This is a genomic window from Breznakia pachnodae (assembly GCF_030814225.1).
Taxonomy (GTDB): Bacteria; Bacillota_I; Bacilli_A; order Erysipelotrichales; family Erysipelotrichaceae; genus Breznakia; species Breznakia pachnodae.
This window is the reverse complement of record NZ_JAUSUR010000004.1, coordinates 23,612-44,548: the sequence shown is the minus strand read 5'-3', so window position 1 is coordinate 44,548 and position 20,937 is coordinate 23,612. Positions and strand designations below refer to the sequence as shown.

Genomic DNA, 20,937 nt, shown 5'->3' with positions numbered 1-20,937 from the left:
GACATGAAAATTGAACATAAACAGTTTAATAGAAACAAAGAGCAAATCATAAGTTGTTTGCATTTTGCATCAAAAACAAAGTATTATATGAAGTTGTTTCAAGAAAATGAAATAATAATCAATAAAATAAACACTTATGAAGAGTTTAAAAAAATACCAATCACAAATAAGATGGATTATTTAGAAAATAAACTAGACTTTATACGAGAAGGAATGTTAAACGAGAAACAATACGATAATTTAACTAAGGATTTTTCTAACTATGCGGAGAAAGATGAGATATTAAAATTATCATCATTAAATATATTAATAACAAGTGGATCAACAGGAATACCCTTGGAAGTGATTAGAAGTGATACAGATATATTTAATAATTATAGAGAATTGAATATTTATAGAAGAAAGCATAAAAATATTATAGACTTATCAAATCATGTATGGGTCCTTCCTGAATCTATAGTAGCCAGGAAATATGTTTTTAACAGTGAAGAGCCAATATTTCAGTATACAAAATATGGATATATCGCATGTATAGATTGCTTGAATCCAGAAACATATAGTAATTTTATTGATTTTTGTGAAATCAATAAAATTACTGCAATTATTTCCTGGCCATCCTTTTTAGAAGGCTTATGTGATTATATTTCTGATTTTTCAAAAATGAAAGAAACAGTAGAATGCATAAATTATTTTGAGGTAAATAGTGAATATTTAAGCAATTATCAACGTGAGAAGATTGAAAAAGAAATAGGAACAAAAATTTTAAATGTATATAGTGGGAATGAGAGTAATTTTATTGGAGTTTCCATAAATGATGATTTATTTCATTTGCTAGATAAAAATGTTTTTTTAGAATTGATTCCTAATGCAAACGGAAGATATGAGACAGTAATTACAAATTTAAATAGTCCTGATAGTTCTCTCATCCGATATAATTTAGGAGATTTAGCAGAGTGGATTGACTCCAATTCAAGATTTAAAGAAAAAGACGGATATCCTTTTTTATTTAAACTTGTGGGGTGTCGAGAGAATGATCACTTATTGTCCAAAAAAAATGAAAAATATGAATTTAATATAGTAAATGATTTAATTCATTTTTTTCAAAACAAAAATCAAATTTTTTTTGGAAGATATAAAGTTATACAACTTACATATGAAAATTTTATATTTAAATTTTCAAACACTCTAACAATTGCTTACTCAGAGGAATTGAAGACATATTTGGAAGAGAATCTAAAGAAAATATTAGGATATGATGTGTATTTTGTTGTAAAAAAGGTTGGTAAATGGACAAATGTTCCATTTAAAGAAAAGTACAGGTGCTTTGAATGTCAAATAAAAATATAATAATTGATATAATAAACCAAAAAAAAGAACTTGAAAAAATTGCTGTCTATGATGGTTCAAATAGATATTCATATAAAAAATTATATTATTATACTGAGAGTCTAGTGGCACGATTATATAGTTTGAATATCAATATAAAATGTGTGATACTATTTCTCCCTAATTCATTTCAATTTATAATTAGCTATTTTGCTGTTCAAGGAATTGCTGCTACAGTTGTCCCGATGGATTACTTTTGTACATGTTATGAAATTGAAGAAAGTTATTTATATTGTCAAGCTGATTTGATATTGACTGATATAGAAGGGGCACAAAAAATCCAAAACTTGGATGTGAATTATTACATATTAGATAATGGTAAGTTTATTAAAAAAAATAAATATGTATTTAACGATTTAGGGAAATATAATGTAGTTTATAGAACTTCTGGAAGTACAAATTTGCCGAAATTTGTCGGATTTGAAAATAAGGCGATTTTTAGTAATATTAAAGCAAATGTGGCATCTCTTGATTTTTGTATGAATGATAAAACACTAGTATTATTATCGATGGCTTTTTCCTACTGTATGCATGCTCAGGTACTATCAATTCTGTATGTTGGAGGAACACTAGTTATTGGAAAATCTAGAATTTTGACAACAACTGAATTTTATAGAACTATTTTGATGGATAAAATTACATGTTTAATGGTTTCGCCTAATTTAATACTAGAATATATTAAACGTGACGCAAAGCATTCAGTAAGTAGTTTAACAAAAGTATGTATTGGTAGCGATTATATTTCAGAGGATAGTAGGCGAAAAGTTCAATATCATTTCTCAAATGCGACAATATATATCACATATGGACTTACTGAAGCAGGACCACGGGTATCTACGCTGAAATACAATATGAACAAATCTCTACCTAATTCTGTAGGTTTTCCAATAGATAATGTAGAAGTTGGGATATATGGTGATGGATGTATCGTTACAAATGAAGACTTTGTAAAGGGAGAAATAATTCTTAAAAGTGCAAGTGTAATGGCTGGATATATATATAATGATAAACTAACAAATAAAGTAATTCAAAAGGGATGGTTAAAGACTGGAGATTTCGGATATTTACACAATAAAGAATTATTTATAGAAGGAAGGATAAAAAATATTGTTAAAATTAATGGGAATCTAATTCATCCTGAGGAAATTGAAGAGTGTATTTTGAAAAATAAAAAAATTATGGATTGTATAGTGTTTGAAGAAGATAACTTGCTAGTTGCTGATATTGTTTCCGATAAAAATATTTTTCATGAAGAGATATATAATCATTGTAAAAAATATTTAAGTACATATAAAATTCCTAAGAAATTTAATCTAGTAAATGAAATTAAGCATACAAAAAATGGGAAAAAAAATAGGAGTAAATATTATGGTTAAACAATCTATTTTAAAAATAATTAAGAATTGTATTGAAAGAGAACAGGTACATGTTACTAACGTGACAATTGAGTCTTCATTGGTTGATGACTTGTTTTTCGACTCGCTATCTTTTATTAGGTTACTAATAGAGATTGAGGATCATTTTTCAATCGAAATTGAATCAATTGATTATAAAAACATAAAAAAAGTATCAGATTTAATTGAAGCTGTTGAGAAATATATATGATTATGAACTTATCAGATAAAGTGGTTTTAATTACTGGTGGTACAGGTGAGATAGGAAAAATAATTGGTTTATCACTTTTAGAAAATGGAGCCAGGATTATTGTCAACTATTATAGAAATGAAGAAAAAAAGAATATTTCAGAAATGTATTTCTCTAAGTATCAAGGTAACTATTTTTTTATAAAAGCAGATATTTCAGATAAATCTGAAGTTAATAAGCTAATGATTGTTGCAGAAAAAGTGTTTGGGCCAATTGATATTTTAATCAACTGTGCAGCCATTTCTGAAAACTCTCCATTTTTGTATACAGATATTGATATAATGAATAAAGTAATCAATATTAATTTATTTGGGACATTATTAACTATCAAATACTTTATAAAATTAAGATTGAATAAAAAAATAAAGATAATCAATATAGGTTCACGTAGAGGACGTGAAGGCATCGTCTATAATACCTGCTATTCTTGTTCAAAAAGTGGTTTAATTGGATTAACAAAATCGGTAGCCAGCGAATTGAGAGAGTTAGATATTTCAATTAGTTTAATATATCCACCAAGTATTCCATCTTCAATTAATAAAAATAGCAGGCGGAATAATATGGAAATAAATATATTTAAAAAACAAATAATTTATATGTGCAGTGATGTTTTCTTTAACAAGCAGGGAGCTATTTATCAATTAGAAGGAGACAAATATATCTCTGATACATGAAAGTGAGGTAATTAGTCATGTTTATAACAAATATTGTAGAAAAATTGTGGGAAAGTGATTCAGAAAAATTTAGTATGATTTTAGATGATTGCGAAAAAAAAGGAACACAATCAGTTTTTGATGAGTTAATAGATGAAATGAATTTATTATCGACTACTGATGAATGGCAAGATGACTCTTCTACTTTTATTCTTACTTCTGGATGTACATATGCTTGTAATAAAAAGAGCATTAATGGTTGTTCCTTTTGCAATTTTTTATGTGAAAAGTTTGATATGATTGCAAAAATGCAATATCTTCGGAAAAATGATATCTCATTATATAATGAATGTGCAAAAGAAAGTATCAGTTTATTAAATGGATATCGTGATTTGTTTATTGATGAATTTGCCATTGAAGATGTATTTTGTAATTTTCAACTTCCAGATAGTACGTTGGAAATGATATCTAGTAATTTATCTGAAAAACCAGTGATTTTGAATGTGCAATGTAAGGCCTCTACAATTGAGAAAAATAGATATATCCGATTAGAAAGTATGACGAGAAAGATTTTGAATACTAGTATTGGAATGGAAACAGCTAATGAGTGGTTAAGAGTTCATTGGTTAAATAAAATAATCTCAAATAAGCAGATTATTGAAAGTGGAAAGTTAATTGATTCTATGAACAAGGGTAGAGTTAGTGTAAATGTATTGTTTGGTATACCAGGATTTAACCCATTATTATCAATAAATAACTTCATTGAAACAATTCAATGGTTATCAGAACAAACATGGGTGTCTGGCATAGTAGTCTCTCCTCTATTATTAAAAACAAACACTTTACAAAAATTTATTGATGAAAATTTTTATTATGAAAAAGCTTATGATGGTAGTATTACTGCAGTTTCATTTTATTATGCATTAGAACAGTTATACATAATGAATAACAACATAATGAATAAAATTAACATTAGCAATTTTTCATTATATGATTTTCTTGATCAATGTAAAGAAAATATAAGAGACAAGCCAAAATATAAAGAACTTGAACTTAAAGTTGTGGAGCATTTTAAAAAATATACTAAAGATAAAATAATATTTTCGATATGCGATGATTTTTTTTGTGATATAAGTAATGAAAAATTATACAAAGAATATATGTCAAATTTAAATAAATATAATTCTAATGAAAAAATACAAATTAAAATAATTTCCAAATGGATTTCAAAAAAATTATTTCCTGAAAATAATGAAAAGTATTTTTTGAATATTTTAGATGAATTAAATGAATTTGATACACATGAATAGATCCACTTGAAAATGAAATGATATATTAGGTTGCTCAAAAAATCAGAAATAATTTAAAAGTTATCAATATATTATATATGTCATTTGGTGGCTAAAGGTAGGTAAGCAATAAATTATATTCGAAAGGCGTTTCATCTGAATAGTAATTAATCTTGGTTGATTAATAATCATCACTCGATTTGTATGATTTATAAAATTATTTACCTGAAGAAGAAATGAAATAAATGAAATTGCGAAGGAAAACTAATTAAATCAACTAAATATTAAACGAATAGAATAACCTTTAGTTAATAGGTGTTAAGATTATTTTTTTGAATAGATAAATGATTTATATTGTAACGATTTACCAAATAAATAGAACAAAGTGAACGTTATATTCATTTAAAATTAATTGAATTTTTATAAACTTATCAGCTAGAACATGCTAAAATATTTATTGACTTACTTGAATTGAAGGGAAACAAATAATGATTAATAAAAGAAAATACAAGAAGTACAGCGGAATGGATTGTTATCTAGCAGCAGTAATTAATTATTTTCAAATTATCAATGAAGCTGATGTAAATTTATTATTTTATAACAGCTTGTTCATAAAAATACAAGAAAAATTTTCTGAAGAAAAACAGATTTTTAAAAATATGGAGAGTTTATTTGCGTTAGAAGATAAAATTGATAATTTAAATATTGTTGATAGTTCATATCGAATCTGTGAAATTGATTTATTTGATGCATTTTGGGCAAAACGTTACTACAAAAAGAAACATATTCCACATACATTAGCTGTTCATTATTTAAATAATTTTGTAGAAATATTTGATTCGAATTTTGATGCAATGGGAATTAAGATTAATGTTTCGGATTTTAACAAAATCACAAGAAAACGGATTAAAATTTATTATAATAAACAGGATATCGATAGAAAAGTTTTATGGAAAAAAATGCTTTCTGAATTGAGTACTAAAGAATATCTAAGAAATTTGGATGAAGTGATAAGTGCGCTTTCTGATAAAGATAAAAATAAAAGTTCGAAAATTGACGATAATGATTTAATTGATGTCATTGATCATAATCCATTAACATATATTATTAATTCAAGAGAACTATTTGCTTCTTTTTTGATGTATTTAAATAAATTTCCAGAATTTAATTTTTTGAATCTTTTGAAATTTGATATAGAATATTTACTTCAGACGTGGATAGAGATAAAATATTCGTTTATGAAAGCATATATAAAAAAAGCAAGTTATTTATTAGAAGATGATTTAAATAGAGCATTTGAATTAGAACTTCAGTTTTGTGATAAAATAATTAATTTAAGTAAATATTATTATATAATCTAGAAGATAAAAGTAAAGGAGGATATAATTGATTTTAATCAATTATTTTTGTTGAAAAATGGAAAATATTGAAGAATTAGCTGATAAAGTAAAGTGTAATATACTAAATGCAGATGAATTCAATTTTATGAAAATAAACAAATTATTTAAAAGTCAATTTTTGAAATTAAAAGATATTGAAAAAATAATGTTATTTGAAAAAATGATTGATAGTGGAAATTTCAAATTATTTTCATTTGGGACATTATTTATTAAATCTTCAAATATATATATTTTAGAATATTTTCATTTCTTTGAGAATTTTCTTTATGAGTATGTAAATGAATGGTATGAATGTGACCAATATTGTTATAGGGTATTGAATCCGTTTGTTGAAAGATATCCACTGCTATATAAAAATATTTTAAATTGGACTAAAGCATCATGTATTTATGTAAAGAGAGCTGCGGCTGTTTGCCTTATTCACTCATCGCAAACTTTTTCAATTAATGTAGATTATGAAATCGTCGATGCTGTGTGTGAAGAACTACTTGATGAAGAACATTTACACATAAAGAAAGCTGTGGGATGGCTCTTGAAATATAGTTATCTTTCATATCCAGAGCAAACAATTTCCTTTATAAATAACCACTTATTACAAATGAATGTGATTACATTTAATTATGCAATGGAAAAAATGCCAATAGAAAACAGGAATGAGTTAAAAAGAAATCGTTTCATTCAAAATAAATAGAATTGATTAACGTAATCTTTACACTCAATAATGAATATATTAACAGAAGACTTGCTATGGATCGTCAAGAATAAAGGAAATTAAATATAATAAAAATAACTCATCAAAAGAACATTTAAAATAGTGAAGTTTCTAAATATTTTAGATTGAATGGCGCATTATATTATTTTGATACAATATATATATATATAACGAACTGGTTTATTAGTCGATGCTCAAGAGCGGTATTGCAATTTTTCAGTCAGACGTTTATGATCATAAAATGCTTTAAAGAATTAGTTGAAAATATAACGTTCCAAGCAGAGCACACGAGTACATAACGAAGTAGTTTCTTATCATGAATAGAGATTCGCGTACGCGTTGCATTAAATTGATTGTATTGACGAACGATTGGATTCAGTCCAGCATAGGTAACAGGTCAGTCTTAATACGTGATTTCAAAGTAATTAAACCATATCTATATAGATGTAAGTTATAGAAATCATTATTTACAGAAGATTGGAGAAGTTTCTGAAAAGAGTGAACAAGCACAAGACAAGAGTTTTATACGTAAATTTTATCGTTCTTACATTACGAAGATTTACCTTGTGAAAAGGCATATCTCCTAAAGAATTCATTAATTTAGTTTTAAATCTTCTAGAGGAACGAAAAAGATAAAGAACTTAATGGTAATACGAAGAAGACTTAAACCAAACATATCTTCCTTCAATAAGGAAGATATGTTTGGTATCAGAGAAATCTGTATAGGTCGAATTCATTATAGCAATGCATGAAAGGAGAAGTATGGTTCAGTCGTCTACAAGGTACGTTTTAATCATACAATTGAATTATGAAGAAAATTCGTTCGCTAGTACACACATTTAAAAGACTATTTTCAATTATGTGGGATGAAGAAAAAATATATTTTCTTTATGTCCTACTAAACTTTATGTTTGTGGGAATCTATAGTTATTGTGTGATTCAAGTCCCCAAAATTGTTTTAAGAATGATTGAATCAACGCAGGTGGATATAGCACAACTTTTTATACTATTTGTGGCTATTCTTTTCGCAGGACTTGGTGCATCCTTTTGTAAGTACAAATATACACCAATTGGGTATGAACTTCGTTATAAAAAACTCCTTGAATTAAATGATAAAATATTTCATTTGCCACTATCAGAACTAGAAAAACCTGAGATTCGTGATAATTTATGGACAATTTCTAGGCCGGTATCTTCGGTTGATGGTATTCAGTGGTTTTTCTTACACTTTGCGGAACTAAGCAGCTCTTTATCCATCATATTTGTATCCGTTGGTATTTTATTTCAATTGCATGTATTATTATCCATTTTTATCATTGTATGGTTTTTTGTTTATGTATATATGAATATTTCTGTTAACGAAAAAATTGATACACTATATGAGGAAAGCAGCAGAGAATTCCGCCATTTTCAATATTATTCAGATGTCGCCATGGATGTTGCCTTTGGAAAAGAATTACGCGTATTTTCTTTAAAATCATGGTTCTCAAATAAACTACACAAGATGATTCATACATTAGAAAATATCATGAGCAAAATCACCAACCTTGCTAGTGCTCCTTTATTATGTGATGGTGTATATCAATTTATTAGGGATGCCTTTATGTACATTTCTTTACTTCAACTCTACTTTGATGGTCAAATTGATATAGCTTCATTTTCGACCTATTCTGTACTCGTTATGCAATTAAATTCTGCACTCGATAAAGGAATGAATAACTTTGAGAAGATGTGCCGTAGATATACGCAATACAATGACTTATTTGCTATGCTTGGAATGGAGGATGTGGATGAAAAAGGAATGTCTGTTACACTAGCTAGTGATTGGGAAATCGAATTTAAAAATATAAGTTTCCATTATCCAGGAAGCACTAACTATATTTATAAAAATCTAAACTTTAAAATTAAAAATGGTAAGAAACTAGCGATTATTGGTTTAAATGGGGTAGGAAAATCAACGTTTGTGAACCTGTTAATGCGACTATATGAACCAATAGAAGGAGAAATATTACTAAATGGAATCAATATTCAATCCTATAAACTTTCTGAATATTTTGATTTGTTTGCCCCTGTGTTTCAAGAAATTAACTTATATCCTTATTCTATTAAGGATAATTTAACCTTTGGAAAAGATATCACAGAGGAAGAAATTGATGATGTATTTAAAAAAGTTGGTCTTGGTGAAAAAATGAAAGATATTTCTTATGAGCAAGAGCTCACAAAATATCTAAGTGAAGATGGAATGAATCTATCTGGTGGAGAAGCGCAAAAATTTGCAATAGCAAGAGCACTTTGTTCAAAACGCCCAATTCTAATCTTAGATGAACCTACATCTGCATTAGATGCTATCGCCGAATATGACTTTTATCACAAAATTAATCATGAATATAAAGTTCATACCATTTTATTTGTTTCTCATCGGCTAGCAAGTACAAGCTTTTGCGATGAGATTATTTTGATAGACAATCGAAATATTTCTGAATACGGAACCCATGATGAGTTAATGAAAAAACAAGGATCATATTATAACTTATTCCAAGTACAGTCGAAACATTATCAAGAGGAGGTGTCTATATGAAAAAAAAAGTAGAAGTTCTTCGTCTTACATTAAAAACTACCAATTCATTACAACCTTCTTTTTTACCACTTCAATTTTTATTTGCCTGCACACAGTTAGTCTTAGTTTTTATTAGTATTTATTTACCATCTTTTGTAATTAATCAACTTACTCAGGCAACACACGCAAAAGAAGCGATTCCTAGAATTATTACTATATTGACTATTGCTTTAGTTGTTCGTTTACTTAGCGTTTATCTAAAAGCAAAAGTAACTTTGCTGAATCATGTACTTATAAATCAAATATGCGGATATATGAGTGAGCAGATGACGAATGTATCATTTGAAACTCTTGAAGATCCTACTTTTATCGATAAATGTGCCAACGCAATTGAGCCAATCCAAAACCTAAATGTAGTCGATATGCTATTTATAGCAATTCCAAATATTATCCAATACACGATTACATTAATCGGAGTTATTTTTATTCTATTGATCTATAATGTCTGGCTAGTTATATTTATTGTTAGTTTATCTTCCCTTCAATTTTTATTTAATCGGCAGGGAGTTAAAAAGGAAACTGAATATGCTAAATCATCCTTCAAAGAAAATAAAGCATATTGGTATTATCTTAGGACGATGAATGATATTACTTCCGCAAAAGATATTCGTGTATACAAATTACAGCCATTTTTACTTCAAAAAGTTTCTGAGGTGTATAATCATTTCATATACTCAGGATCAAGAGGATATGGTATCCGTGATATACGAGAATTGATTGGAAAGGTATGCTCTACGTTGGTGATGGCCTTTATGTATATATTTTTGGTATATTCAACTATCAAAAACCCAATTGATGCATCGTATCTTATTTTGCTTGTGAATGCTGCAACTTCTATGTTTATGACACTAAATTTAATGCAGACAGAGTTATTGAATGTAAATCAAGCACTAATTTATTTAGAAGGGTTTGTGGAGTTTGAAAAAGCGGTTACTTCTGACCACCTTTCTGGCACAAAGGTCTTAGATGAACCTATTCATTGTGTAGAATTTAAAGATGTATGCTTTTCATACCCTAAAAGTGATGTGCTTGTTTTAAATCATCTAAATCTAACGATAACGGATAAACTGACCATTTCTTTAGTTGGCCGTAATGGCAGTGGTAAAACAACCATCGTTAAATTATTATCCAGACTCTATCAACCAACATCAGGAGAAATACTTGTCAATGGAGTCAATATTAATGAATATGAATATACCTCATATTTAAACCAACTATCGATTATCTTTCAGGACTTTAAAAACTTTCAAGAAAGTATTGAAGAAAACATTACCTTCAATAATGTCAATAGAGAGAAATTAGAAGAAGCGATAAAGCAAGCTGACTTAAAAAAAGAAGTGAACACATTCCCAAATGGCATTCACACTCATGTAGGAAAAGAGTTCTCAAATGATGGTATTCATCTATCTAAAGGTCAGGAACAGAAACTTGCCATTGCTAGAAGTATTTATAAAGGTGGTTCTTTAATGATTTTAGATGAGCCCGCTGCTTCTTTGGATCCATTAGCAGAAGAAGAGGTATACAAACACTTTCAACATATCACCAATAATAAGTTATCGATTCTAATTAGTCATCGTTTATCCAGTTGCAGTCAAAGTGATTGTATTATATTATTAGAAGATGGACAGGTGAAGGAGAAAGGAAATCATGAACAACTGATGAAGCAAGCTGGATTATACGCTGACATGTATACACTTCAATCAAGCGCATATGAATCGTAAAATCCTATAAATAATTTTGTGAAAAGTTTCAAATGAATAGACCTAGGTAATCTGTAATAAAAAAGTTGGACATACTTAGACAAAAAGGGAATAGCCAAGGGGGTGCATTTCAATGAAACCTCCCTTTTTTTCTTATTTGTCTAATTCAAAAATTGGACAAATAAGAAAAATAAAATGCTTAAAAAATATACTTTCGTATTTAACAATAACCATGAATATATATAAACGTAGTGAAAACAATAGAATAAATTATTGGAATTATAATAGATAGTAATAAATCTTGATAGTTTAAAATTGCTAATAAATATATTCTTCAGATAATAATCTTGATTTTTAGTATAGATGCTATTGAAACAAAGCGGAATACTAATAAATAAAAACCATTGTATAATATCTTTAATATAGAGGTTAATATCACAACATAACAAATTATGGTTAGAACTAAAATGATTATTTTATATATAAAGGTATACTTAATAACCTCAATTATACTTAATCGCATTTTTTATTGAACTTCATGGATATGAGTAGTATACCTGCCCAAATTAGTATTGCAACTTTTCTTGTAGTAAATTGATTAAATATATTATCGATCATTGTCCCCGCCTACTTACATGTAAAAAAATAATATTATTCTTTTGTCCATTTTTTAATGAAAAATGAGAATGAGTCCTGAAGTGAAAAAGTGAAAATGAGTTAAATAAAGTATTGACATTATATCGTGCCTACGATAATATGTAGTTAATAGTTAACAAAAATGTCTTTAAAGGGATTTAAAATCTCTTTACGTAAACACAAGAGAAGGGTTAGTTTTAAACCTTGCTTTGGTGCCATGATGGAATTTGAGAGTTCAGAAATGGACTTTTTTTTATTTGAATTAGCTATTTTGGTTTATAAATGAAATATCTAATTTATTAAGAAAGTATTTTAAAAGGTTTATAGGTTTTAACTATTAAAAATAATATTATAAATTTTTATTTACTTAATATGTTAAAATACAAGAAGATAGGAGGGATTATGAATAATATCGAAAAAATTGAAAATATAGAAAGAATTAGTGATTTTGAAATACCTATTATGTATGATAGTGATTCTAAATTTGAAAGTATATTAAGAGAAAAATTAGATTTATATTCAAATTTTGTTGGGAACTTAAAGATAGATTCTAAAATAAGAAAAAGCGTAGCTCTTGATTGTAAGCAAATCCCTAAAATAATCAATTATTACTTGAAAGCAGATGTTGCAAAAGCAATTAGGTCAACAAAAACAATTCTTGATAAATTTAAGCATAATTCATTGTTTTTTACTAAATATGAAAATGCACATAAATCAATAAATAATATAAGTTATTCAAGTTATTTATTTAAGGGACGTGTGGAGAGCAATACAAAAATAACAGAGGAAGGTATGTTTCATATACCTTTTAATCAAAGAGAGATTATAAAAAGTCAACGATATAGTATTCCTGGAATACCATGTATATATTTAGGAGAATCTTCTTACACTGTTTGGAGAGAACTTGGAGAACCTGCAGAAGAATTATTAAATGTATGTATTTTTGAACTTGAAAAAAGTCTTAAACTAATAAATCTAGCATATTCAAGTAATGACATATTAGAGTTAAATAATGCTATAAGTGAAACAAACATTCAAAAAATAAATGAAATTTTAAAGATTTATCCATTGATAATCGCATGCTCAATGAAAAATGAAAAATCTGATCGAAATTTTAAGGTGGAATATATTTTTCCTCAGCTGATCATGATGAATCTAGAACATTTAAATTGTGATGGTATTGTGTACCATTCAAATAAAGTAGGTTCATCATTTTGTTCATATTTATCAAGATGTTACGCATTTCCTGCATACTTTGATGATTCGTGGAATAACTCAAATTTGAAATTTAAGATGAGAAATTCAAGTCCAATTAATTTTAAGGAATTTTTGCTTTACAACAATAGTATGGCAGCCGTTCTACCTGCTAATTCCCAAAAAGAACTGATAACAAACTATCATAGAGATATGATTTATTTTGCTGGAAGGATTATGCGATATAATGATACCATTTTCTTTAAGTTTGATAATTATTTGATATCTAATTTATATAGAATGTTATAAAAATTAAGGATGAAGTAAATAAAATTATAATCAACTAATAATAATGTCAATTTTTCTTTATCTATATAATAAAATTGAAATGATTCATTGCAAGGAGGTATAAGCTTGGATAAAATACAATTAAATAACTTAATAAGCTCAAAAACAGATGAGAATGAATGGCTTGATTATAAACGCGAATGGCATGCAAATAAGATTGAACTTCTTAGAGATATTTTAGCATTTGCCAATACAACTCATCATAGAGATTGCTATTTGGTATTTGGCGTTGAAGATAATACTTTTGAGATATTTGGAGTTAACGAAGATACAAATAGAAGGAATACTCAGCAAATAACAGATATGTTAATTCATCAGCCCTTTTCAGGAGAAGCACCAAAGATACAAATAAATACGGTAGTGATAGATGATAAAATTATTGATATATTAACTGTATTTAATACTTTAAACGTTCCTTTGTTTCTTACTAAGAACTCAAATGAAGTACAAGGAAAAAGAATTCATTTAGGTCAGATTATTACAAGAATTTCTGATACAAATACTTCTTCTAATAGTTCAGCAAGTGATTCGATTGTTGAAAAACTCTATCGAAAAAGAATGCGTTTAGATCAAACAATTTATGAGCGATATCAATATTTAATGGAGCATGTAAACGACTGGACTTACATTGATTGGGAACAAAAACTTTTATATAATTTTGACCCTAATTTTTACATTCTAATTGAACCATTAGATTCTGATGATGAAAGAGACCGAATTCACACTGGAGATTATTATGGCTGGCTCGCTAATTCGAGCTCATTTCCAAGTGAATGGAGGATACAAAAGTACAGTAATATCTCTGCTATGTATGGACAACATAAAATACTTGATTTTTCATTTTTATTCAATTTTGATAGAGATAGAGGCTTGACGATTGCGCCAAGACTTGGTGGTTTTGGTACTAATCGAGATTTGAAATATAGTTATTTCACTAAAGATTCATTGGATTGGAAGTTTATGTTACTATATATTTCTGCTTGGAATAATCATATGATTGAAGGGTTTGATAGTGCATACTACTCGTCTAGAACTATTCTTAGTAATGTTGTGGTTTATGAAGATGAAGAAGAACGTAAATATATTGAAGATAATTATAGATATAATATGACAATTGAGGATTTAGAGAATGATTTTAATGTTAGGATTGAGCCAACTAAAGAGGAAATTGAAAAACTGCAACAAGAAAACCCTAAATTTGGGCGATCGTCATTATTACAAATCAATATAGCAAAAGCAATTAAAAAAAGGTTAAATGATATAAAAGGGACTTAGAAGAGTACGGAAATGCTAGTTTACTTAAAGATAAAAGCAAAATAAATGAGGATAGTTCAATTATAAACAGTCGATATAAATTAGTTAACAATAGCATTTCAGGTAATAAATGTGTCGATATCATCGAAAGTAAATTTATTTACGATTATAAAAGTGTTAATGTGGTCTAATTATCATTGATAGTGAATTGAAATATCTAAAAAATTTCTTGAAATAAGGTTGATAATTAATTTTAGTTATTCTATTTATCATGAAACTGAAAGTGGTAATTTTGTTAATTATAAACAGGTATTAGACAATATAGAATTGTAATTATAATTAGTTTGTGTTTAAATACACATTATTGCTTAACTCAAAGTTGCTCATATTAGAAAACATATGTGATAGATTAGATTAATTACGTACGATCCTATCAGATGATATAGAAATCTTTCTTGCACTCCGTTTAATTATTAAGAGAATTGAAAATTATGTTTTGGAGATATGAAAATTTATCGTCATAAAAAGACATCAATACTTGCAATAAATGTATTGATGTCTTTGTCATTTTATAAAGTTGCTTAAAATATTTAGAATACCTATAACCCCACTAATTTCATCTTTATATTTTTTAAATATATTAATAGAGTCATTAGAATCTTCTTTGGTTAGCTTTTCGTTTTCAATTAGCTCAATCGTATGAAGCATCATATTTTTATGGATATTTGAAATATTAACACTATTTCCTATATCTTTTATTATTTGATTATATTTCCTATAATCAATAATTTCTGTATGACCAAAATCACTTGCAATTTGATTGTTCCCATCTCCTTTATTATTGATTTGGTTTCCATAATTTCTTTTATCTTCATATTTATTATAATAGTTTGCAGGGATGTCTTCTTTGTATATATCATATTTAAAGACATACTGGAATTCATTTGGGAAAGCCTTCTTAATCAACTTTTCTCCCATAAATTCAGTGATGACCAATTCATTTGATTGCCCAAATCTTTTTCCAACATAAAATCTATTAAATATTATTTTCTTTCTCTTTGGTTGAAGTATATTCACTGTGAGAATTATTATTGATTGTCCATTATAAACATCTTTTTTAAAATAAAGAGTATCATGCGATTGTATTTTATCCTTAATAAAAACAAATAAAAATTTAAATAGTAGAAAAATAATAGCTAGAGTTAATATGGCAATTAGTATTATTAATAGCCCGTTTACAATTGGTGAATTAAATAGTTCATTAGTGATATTATTTTCAGTATCCATTTACGTCCTGTCCTCCTGGTATTTGCTGAGAATTCTAATATATTAGAATTTTTTTATAAAGGAAAATAGTACTATATGAGTAAATTATAATGAAATAATTAAAATAATAGTTATTGTGAAAAAATGAGATGAGAAAATACTTATATATTTATGTTAATGATAAACTAACTAGAACATATTGTGTAATTGCAACTTTTCTTTTTAAGCATATGATGTATGATTTTGATTGAGATAAGAAATGGATAAGAAACAAGTTTATACATTACGTCTATATTTGTTTTGATAGTTAATATAATAAATATTAAGAAGTAAGAAATAATTATCATAAGATAGAACAAAAATATCATATATAATAAGAGAATTGAATTTTAATATTAATTTGGATAAAATTACTCGTTTTAATATTTATAGCATTCAATTTTATAAAGATATATAGGACTGTATGTTATATATAATTACACTTTTTAGGCGCTTATGAAGGTTGCTTAGCGATAATAATTTTTTAATTATTTATTGTAAGTCTTTCTAGCATACCACTTGATAATTGAGTCAGTATATCTAAATATTATTACACAAACAATTATGATTATAGATATTATTAAATTATCAATGAGAAATGGTTTTATAAAGTAATTATAAAACCCATTATAATTCTTGTAATCAAATGATATAAAAAAACAGATGATATATAGCTTCTTCATATTAGTTAGATTGTTCATTATTTTAGGAACAAAAATTTTATATAAATCATATAGTAAAGCGACAATTGAAGAGATAATAACAAAAAAATTTTGGAAAGTAAATGAAAAAGAATTATATGTAAAAAAGACTACAATAAATGAAATATAGAACAAAGTATTATTCACGAAATATGGAATCCAATCAAAGGACTCGACGGGCTCACTAGATTTTTTCATTGAAGGTAAATCAGGCAAAAAATAATAAACTACTTTAAATGATAAAAGTATTGAAACGATAATTGATAGAATAGTAGATACTAAAATATTAAACCTTTGTGAAAATAGAACTTCAAAAAATATCATATATGCATCAATGATAAACATTTTAACTAGAGAGTTAATCAAGACTTTTATTTTATTTAATCCTATATGATTATCCCAATGGTTATAATTATTCGTTAATACAAAAAAAATCATTATAATGTTAATTACACTTAAAAATTTATAATTAAAAATATTGTTGACTATTTGAGATGCTAACAATGTAATGATTAGCACAATCAAGATAACAATTATTGAATATTTATTTGATAATATATCATTAAAAAGAATGCTTAAAGCTTTATTCTTAGTTAAAAATATAAACAGTAGTATTATTATGGTTACAAAAAATACAAAAAAATTTGAAAAATCCATCTTATCACCCTTATAATTATATCATACTGATAAAATTATAAGTTATGTTATTAAGACTCAAGTAGAGTAATAAAATTTTATAGAAAAAAGGAGGTTCATTGATATAATATGATGATGAAAGTTGAAAAACCAAATGATTGGCCTGCAAATAATCGTGAAGCTAGACTTGAAAATTTACAAGATGTTGTTGAAGATTTTATTGAAGATCCTGATTATAAGAAAAAAGAAGTTCTAGTTTCACTGACAACATATAACGATTTAAATGAATCGAATATCATGGGGGTAGCTAGAGTAAGTGAATATGAAATAGCACTAATTAATTCACTATATTTTTATGCAATTCGTTTCAATATTAACAGTTTAAGAGAATATATGTATATTCATGTTTATACAATTATACTTTCTTATAGAATGTTGCCTATGATGGGCTTAGGAGTAGATAATAATTTTTTTGATAATATGGATGGATTAATTTCACAACTCAGCCTTTTTTATATTTGCTATTTTAATTTCCGAACAGAAAAAATACGGAAATTTTCTGATGCAGTTCTTCATGAAATGAAACAAGGCATAAACTATTGTAATGATAATGATGATATTTATGATTCACTTGTCCATTCATACATACAGATGATGAATGATTTAAGTTTTATTTCGAATTCAAGTATTTTAGGAATAATAACTTTCACAAGAGATGAGTTAAAAAAATTATTTTCGCTTATGGCTAGGTTATTAAAGAAAACTAATACTGATATTAATACACGACCTCTTAGAGGAACTTTATGTATTACAATTAGTAACTGGATTTTGAAATCAAGGCACAATTATAATGAAAATTATTTGTATAAATATATGGACGATAATGCAACTACTAGTGCTTTAAACAATCATGAAATATGGATGCAAAAGCTTGAATTTCTCAATGACAAAAGAGAGGGCACCATGGTAGCTGAAATCTTCAAAGATAAAAATTGGATAAAATTTAATTGGGCAAAAAAAATACAAGTAAATAAAAAAGACAATGTGTTTGTGACATCCTTTTCTATGAGCAAGCCCACAGCTGCACTAGAAAAAGAATATGGAAAAAATTACTTTGGATATAAAACAGATAGAATTGGGAATGTTTTAGCACCAATTCAAGAAAAGTCTGAAGTTGGATTGATATTAGGAAATGTTTATTTTTATGATATTATATATGGAAAAAAAGAAGCAAAGAAGGAGTTAAATGATTTATTTGAAATCATAAATCAATTTAATGTAAGTGATTCAAAAAAAGTAGATTTTGCAAATCAGATAATTCCTTATTGGATATACTCATTTAAAGATAAGAAGTGGATGAATGAAAAAGAGAGAAGATATGAAGTTAGTCTTTCAAAAGATATTTTAACTTATAAAAATATAGCGATCGATAACAGATTTTTAAAAATGAAATCTACATTATTCTTGTATCCTGATTTTATATCAACTAATAATATAGAAAAGTCTAAACTTTCATTATTTAGATTAGATAAAGTTTCAAAAATATCTACAAAAGAAGTGTTATTTTGTAATGATTGTTTAAATGATAATGTTATAGTAGTAGGATCAGATAAAAAAATTTGTAATGTTTGTGGCTCGGAAAATTGTATTATAATATAATAATACATCTGTATATATATGTTTTTGCGAAGTCTAAAAAATATTTAAAACTAATGATTTGCAATGAATCTATATAATACAAAATGATGAAAAAAGATGTATTCATCATATTTTAATACTTAATGATATTAAGAAATCGTTTCCTGTCACCCCCTGACATAGATAATTAAGCCACTTATTCAACGACTTTTTTGATTATAGTTTAATCAGATGCTATACTATGAGAAAGAGAGGGAATGATATGATAAAATTTTCAAAATCACCAGTTTTCATTATTTTAGCAATTGCAGTGATAGGTTTATTTGCTTTAGGATATGATGAATATATAAACTACTGGTGGATTTTATTTAGTGCATATAATGCATACGAATATTTTGTTAATTCTAAAGATTCAGAAACTGGAGTGAGCAAATATGTATATTTTTGGATTGGTATGACTATCTTGTGGATATTTCTATCAATAAATGCATTTACTTAAGAGTCCTTTTATAAGGGCTTTTTCATTCCGTATTCATTTTACACTAAGGATGTAATCGAAATTGACAGTCGTTAATAGCGAATGCTATACTGTTTTAGGTAAATATTTATATGGAGGGAAAAATATATGAGTAATACAAATAATTTATTAGTAGAGGTACCATATCATAAGAAAGGGAAGGTTACTAACTTTTATGATGATTACCTGGAGTTTAAAGGAAAAAGCATTTATTACAAAGATATTGCAAAAGTAAATGTGTCAGTAGGGAGAAGTACGGTACATAAATATGTATTCATTAGTGTTGGTCGTGACTTTGAAGGTCCAATTACGTTACAAACAACGGATGGAAAAAAACATAATATTGGTATGCGTTCAATGTCAGTATTTGGGATACCTATTTATGGAGGAAGTCCCAAAAAAACACCAGCTCTTTATGAGACTTTGTTCGATGCAGTAGAATCTGTTGTTGTTAGAAATGTCGCACAAAGATATATCGAAGAGATTAAGAGTGGAAAAGAGTGTGAGATTAGTGGACTTGCTGTTAATAATATGCAAGCTGTACCAATTAAAAAATCACGCAAAGAGCAGATTGTTATAACTAAAGATAATTATCGTGATAGTTTGATGACACAGAATCTTGGTGTTGAAGTTTTTGATAAAGAGGGGAACATCATATGGCATTCTAATAGATTGTCAGATGATAATAATTTGGTTATCCCATATGTTCTTGATGCAATCTTTGGCTAGTAAGGATATATTATGGGGAAAATAAAATGTTCTATTTGTTCCGCAAAAAACAAAGAAGAAATTTGTCATCAATGTGGAGCAGATCTTAGTATTGATACATATGAACAATTGAAATTAAAAGTAAATGGCTTAATTTATTATAGTGATGATGAGAAGTATAATAACATGCCAGCTAGTTGTAAATTCGCTTTTACAAATAGAAGATTCGTGATTTATAAAATCAAACCTGAAGCTTATAATACATCTGCTGGGTTTTTTAAATCACGCAATGCTAGAATTAAAGCATCCTATATATCAATTGATCTTAATGATATTAAAGAGATAAAGCGCTATGGTAAGAAATATTCAATACAGCTGGAAACAGACTCATATTTTATAGAAGTAAGTAAGCATGAAGAAATTGATAAGTTGTTTAGTCCTTATAAAGGTGTGAATAATTAATTTAAGTATTTATATACTTGAGCATGATGAAGTTATAAAGTACTATCATTAACTTAGAAAATAAAAACAGCAGAATGCTGGATATCATAATGATTTTCAATATTCTGCTGTTTTCTTTTATGAATGCTTCAAATTGC

17 protein-coding genes are annotated in these 20,937 nt (G+C 26.8%); 15 read left to right on the top strand and 2 right to left on the bottom strand.

Annotation, left to right across the window (positions count from 1 at the left end):
- Positions 1-3: 3 nt before the first annotated feature.
- The 7 genes from J2S15_RS11255 to J2S15_RS11225 all read left to right on the top strand — a co-directional run bounded on the left by J2S15_RS11255 (position 4) and on the right by J2S15_RS11225 (position 7,063).
- Positions 4-1,347: an acyl-CoA synthetase family protein gene (locus tag J2S15_RS11255; protein ID WP_307408342.1), complete on the top strand. Its 1,344-nt coding sequence runs from the start codon at positions 4-6 to the stop codon at positions 1,345-1,347.
- Positions 1,329-2,762, top strand: coding sequence for a class I adenylate-forming enzyme family protein (locus J2S15_RS11250; protein WP_307408340.1), 1,434 nt, complete (start codon positions 1,329-1,331; stop codon positions 2,760-2,762). Before J2S15_RS11255 ends, J2S15_RS11250 begins: the two co-directional genes overlap by 19 nt.
- Positions 2,755-2,991 carry an acyl carrier protein gene (locus tag J2S15_RS11245; protein ID WP_307408338.1) on the top strand — a complete coding sequence of 79 codons (237 nt, stop codon included), beginning with the start codon at positions 2,755-2,757 and terminating at the stop codon, positions 2,989-2,991. Before J2S15_RS11250 ends, J2S15_RS11245 begins: the two co-directional genes overlap by 8 nt.
- Entirely contained in the window at positions 2,988-3,704 is a 717-nt protein-coding gene (locus J2S15_RS11240; protein WP_307408336.1) for an SDR family oxidoreductase, read from the top strand. The genes J2S15_RS11245 and J2S15_RS11240 overlap by 4 nt, the downstream gene beginning before the upstream one ends.
- A 17-nt stretch (positions 3,705-3,721) precedes the next feature.
- Positions 3,722-4,993: a hypothetical protein gene (locus tag J2S15_RS11235; RefSeq protein WP_307408334.1), complete on the top strand. Its 1,272-nt coding sequence runs from the start codon at positions 3,722-3,724 to the stop codon at positions 4,991-4,993.
- Positions 4,994-5,460: 467 nt separating this feature from the next.
- On the top strand, positions 5,461-6,333 hold the full coding sequence (locus J2S15_RS11230; RefSeq protein WP_307408332.1) for a hypothetical protein: 873 nt from the start codon (positions 5,461-5,463) through the stop codon (positions 6,331-6,333).
- Between the two features lie 55 nt (positions 6,334-6,388).
- A complete protein-coding gene (locus J2S15_RS11225) occupies positions 6,389-7,063 on the top strand; it encodes a DNA alkylation repair protein (protein ID WP_307408329.1) in 675 nt (224 codons plus the stop codon).
- Positions 7,064-7,304: 241 nt separating this feature from the next.
- On the opposite strand, the gene J2S15_RS20310 is transcribed toward J2S15_RS11225, so the two are convergent.
- Entirely contained in the window at positions 7,305-7,463 is a 159-nt protein-coding gene (locus J2S15_RS20310) for a hypothetical protein (RefSeq protein WP_370872536.1), read from the bottom strand.
- 480 nt (positions 7,464-7,943) lie between these two features.
- Here J2S15_RS20310 and J2S15_RS11220 point away from each other — a divergent pair, with 480 nt between their 5' ends.
- The 4 genes from J2S15_RS11220 to J2S15_RS11205 all read left to right on the top strand — a co-directional run bounded on the left by J2S15_RS11220 (position 7,944) and on the right by J2S15_RS11205 (position 14,854).
- On the top strand, positions 7,944-9,662 hold the full coding sequence (locus tag J2S15_RS11220) for an ABC transporter ATP-binding protein (protein WP_307408327.1): 1,719 nt from the start codon (positions 7,944-7,946) through the stop codon (positions 9,660-9,662).
- Entirely contained in the window at positions 9,659-11,422 is a 1,764-nt protein-coding gene (locus J2S15_RS11215) for an ABC transporter ATP-binding protein (RefSeq protein ID WP_307408325.1), read from the top strand. Before J2S15_RS11220 ends, J2S15_RS11215 begins: the two co-directional genes overlap by 4 nt.
- 1,017 nt (positions 11,423-12,439) lie before the next feature.
- The gene (locus J2S15_RS11210; RefSeq protein WP_307408323.1) at positions 12,440-13,540 is read left to right on the top strand and encodes a hypothetical protein; all 1,101 of its coding nucleotides are present in this window, start codon (positions 12,440-12,442) and stop codon (positions 13,538-13,540) included.
- Between the two features lie 105 nt (positions 13,541-13,645).
- Positions 13,646-14,854, top strand: a complete 1,209-nt coding sequence (locus J2S15_RS11205) for an ATP-binding protein (protein ID WP_307408321.1) — start codon at positions 13,646-13,648, stop codon at positions 14,852-14,854.
- Between the two features lie 543 nt (positions 14,855-15,397).
- On the opposite strand, the gene J2S15_RS11200 is transcribed toward J2S15_RS11205, so the two are convergent.
- On the bottom strand, positions 15,398-16,120 hold the full coding sequence (locus J2S15_RS11200) for a hypothetical protein (RefSeq protein ID WP_307408319.1): 723 nt from the start codon (positions 16,118-16,120) through the stop codon (positions 15,398-15,400).
- A gap of 1,484 nt (positions 16,121-17,604) precedes the next feature.
- Here J2S15_RS11200 and J2S15_RS11195 point away from each other — a divergent pair.
- From J2S15_RS11195 to J2S15_RS11180, 4 genes are all read left to right on the top strand, one after another.
- A complete protein-coding gene (locus J2S15_RS11195) occupies positions 17,605-19,134 on the top strand; it encodes a hypothetical protein (protein ID WP_307408317.1) in 1,530 nt (509 codons plus the stop codon).
- 241 nt (positions 19,135-19,375) lie between these two features.
- Complete coding sequence (locus J2S15_RS11190; protein ID WP_307408315.1) at positions 19,376-19,612, top strand: hypothetical protein; 237 nt, start codon at positions 19,376-19,378, stop codon at positions 19,610-19,612.
- 126 nt (positions 19,613-19,738) lie between these two features.
- Positions 19,739-20,359, top strand: coding sequence for a hypothetical protein (locus J2S15_RS11185; RefSeq protein ID WP_307408313.1), 621 nt, complete (start codon positions 19,739-19,741; stop codon positions 20,357-20,359).
- A gap of 12 nt (positions 20,360-20,371) precedes the next feature.
- Positions 20,372-20,800, top strand: a complete 429-nt coding sequence (locus J2S15_RS11180; protein WP_307408311.1) for a hypothetical protein — start codon at positions 20,372-20,374, stop codon at positions 20,798-20,800.
- Positions 20,801-20,937 lie beyond the last annotated feature (137 nt).

Bases quoted from the DNA above. Each gene is read 5' to 3' on its own strand.
- J2S15_RS11245 (WP_307408338.1), top strand. From the start codon at position 2,755: ATGGTTAAACAATCTATTTTAAAAATAATTAAGAATTGTATTGAAAGA.
- J2S15_RS11235 (WP_307408334.1), top strand. From the start codon at position 3,722: ATGTTTATAACAAATATTGTAGAAAAATTGTGGGAAAGTGATTCAGAA.
- J2S15_RS11240 (WP_307408336.1), top strand. From the start codon at position 2,988: ATGATTATGAACTTATCAGATAAAGTGGTTTTAATTACTGGTGGTACA.
- J2S15_RS11215 (WP_307408325.1), top strand. From the start codon at position 9,659: ATGAAAAAAAAAGTAGAAGTTCTTCGTCTTACATTAAAAACTACCAAT.
- J2S15_RS11190 (WP_307408315.1), top strand. From the start codon at position 19,376: ATGATAAAATTTTCAAAATCACCAGTTTTCATTATTTTAGCAATTGCA.
- J2S15_RS11180 (WP_307408311.1), top strand. From the start codon at position 20,372: ATGGGGAAAATAAAATGTTCTATTTGTTCCGCAAAAAACAAAGAAGAA.
- J2S15_RS11185 (WP_307408313.1), top strand. From the start codon at position 19,739: ATGAGTAATACAAATAATTTATTAGTAGAGGTACCATATCATAAGAAA.
- J2S15_RS11210 (WP_307408323.1), top strand. From the start codon at position 12,440: ATGAATAATATCGAAAAAATTGAAAATATAGAAAGAATTAGTGATTTT.
- J2S15_RS11220 (WP_307408327.1), top strand. From the start codon at position 7,944: ATGTGGGATGAAGAAAAAATATATTTTCTTTATGTCCTACTAAACTTT.
- J2S15_RS11225 (WP_307408329.1), top strand. From the start codon at position 6,389: ATGGAAAATATTGAAGAATTAGCTGATAAAGTAAAGTGTAATATACTA.
- J2S15_RS11230 (WP_307408332.1), top strand. From the start codon at position 5,461: ATGATTAATAAAAGAAAATACAAGAAGTACAGCGGAATGGATTGTTAT.
- J2S15_RS11200 (WP_307408319.1), bottom strand. From the start codon at position 16,120: ATGGATACTGAAAATAATATCACTAATGAACTATTTAATTCACCAATT.
- J2S15_RS11250 (WP_307408340.1), top strand. From the start codon at position 1,329: ATGTCAAATAAAAATATAATAATTGATATAATAAACCAAAAAAAAGAA.
- J2S15_RS11255 (WP_307408342.1), top strand. From the start codon at position 4: ATGAAAATTGAACATAAACAGTTTAATAGAAACAAAGAGCAAATCATA.
- J2S15_RS11195 (WP_307408317.1), top strand. From the start codon at position 17,605: ATGATGATGAAAGTTGAAAAACCAAATGATTGGCCTGCAAATAATCGT.